The organism is Actinomadura rubrisoli, assembly GCF_004349215.1.
Taxonomy (GTDB): Bacteria; Actinomycetota; Actinomycetes; order Streptosporangiales; family Streptosporangiaceae; genus Spirillospora; species Spirillospora rubrisoli.
Genome location: NZ_SMKU01000662.1, coordinates 1 through 1790 on the forward strand (window position 1 = coordinate 1; position 1790 = coordinate 1790).

1 protein-coding gene is annotated in these 1790 nt (G+C 62.7%); it reads right to left on the reverse strand.

Annotated features, from left to right (window positions below; translation table 11 throughout):
* Positions 1 to 350 precede the first annotated feature (350 nt).
* The gene (locus tag E1298_RS46630; protein WP_131903762.1) at positions 351 to 1523 is read right to left on the reverse strand and encodes an HNH endonuclease signature motif containing protein; all 1173 of its coding nucleotides are present in this window, start codon (positions 1521 to 1523) and stop codon (positions 351 to 353) included.
* Between the last annotated feature and the right edge of the window lie 267 nt (positions 1524 to 1790).

A 1790-nucleotide genomic window follows, 5' to 3' on the forward strand; every position in this document is an offset into this window, starting at 1 on the left:
CCACCACCCAGCCCCACCACGCGGCGGCAGAGCCCTCTGCCGAACAGGCCGTGGCAGCCCCCCGGGACCTGGAGGCACTCACCTGGGCCCCCGAAGGATGAACATCGCCAACAGGACTTGGAAGATCTCGTACCAGACCTTCCACCGCTCAGGATCGGCGGCACGCGAAGGGCAGAATTCCAGCACAGGGCGGAGGAGCGCTGTCAAAAGCTGGCCAGCACGCCCCCCGAGAAATGGACTTGCCTGAGCGGGACGGGCGGCCTTGCATGTACGCGACACGAGCCTCTCAACACGTGAACGCACCGCGCACGAAGGTGGCGCCTTCCACATCCATAGCCGATAGCAGAAACTCAAACTCGGGACGTCCAGGCATTATGCCTGGCCCGGGCCTCAGACAGAAGGAGCTCTCTGAGCTGCTCAGCCGTTCGCCCTCTCGTCTTAATGGCATGGCAGTTGGGACAGAGAGCGATCATCTGGATCGGATGGTCGCGGCCCCACGTCGCTCGATCGTGGACGTGATCGACCTCAAGAATGGGATCGCCATTCCTCATGACGTCATTAGGCTGACCGGTGCACACCGGGTTCTCGCAGCGTCCAGCGCTTCGGATCAGTACGGCCTTGACCGCGGCTGAGGACCGTACGGGCTGCTCACGAGCACTGCGCGTGATGCGATCGTGGTCACCACGTACCTCAGCCACCTCTATCATCCGGCAGAGACGCAGGTACGTGTCCAGCGGGGCTGACCCCCGAGGCGGCGTTGCAACCGTGCGTTCCGCCTGGCGCAGACCGACTTCCTCCAGCAATCCTTCGGGAAGATCATTGTCGAAGAACTGGTGCCCGAGTGTCTTGATAACCTCTATCCTTACTGATTCAGTCAACGTGACGAGCTCATATGCCCAGGCGGTGAGGCCGCAAGATGGATTCTGTGCTTCGAGCCAGGTGATCGGTTTACCGTGAGCTGGTGGAATGGCTCCCACATGGCCGCGTAGTTCCCATAGGTCCGTACGGGCCAGTGCGAGGATGGGGAACTCGGGAGTCGGCCTTGAGCTGGGCTGGCCATACTCGCGCATGAGGCCGCGTAGCTCGGAGTGTGCGTCTCGCCAGGAAACCAGACGTGGACGGCGGTTTGCTGCCCTTCCCAGCGCCCAGAGCAGGGTTATGGGTTGATGCCGGGCGGGCCCCTCCGGGGTGCTGGCGGCGCGCAGCTTTCCAATGAGCTCAAGGAGACGTCGCTGAGGTGAGAGCGGCTCATCCACGATCACCTCGAAACCCAAGCGCGCGAGAAGCTGACCCACCGTTTGCCGACCGCCAGAGAACTCGCCGGCAGTGAGCGGTCGACCTGTCACGTAGCGGTGAGCCACTCCGACGATGGCCTTGGAGTCGTAGTAGATGCCGCCGTGATGGAGGAAGTATCGACGAGCCGGGTCGAAGCCGTACTGCTCCAGGAAACGGTCACGTCCGAGCCGATCACACTCAGCGACCGCGTCGAGGACGGCCTCACGTGTAATCACCGATAGATCCATGCACGTATGGTAGTGCCCGATATGCCAAAGATCGCCGATTAATCCCGACTCATACGAGCGAGAGTCGGCCCGTAAGCACACCTTGATCAGCCACACCACTCCAGGTCGTCCCGTGTGGCCTGTGGCGGACAACGTCCAGTGAGGTCTTTCCAACCTCAGTTGGCGTGATGGTGCAGGGCGAGGATCGCCTGGACGATCGCGGTCAGGCGGCTTGGTGAGCAGCGAGCCTTCCGCAGGATGCACCAGCTCTTGAGGGTGGCGGCGCCC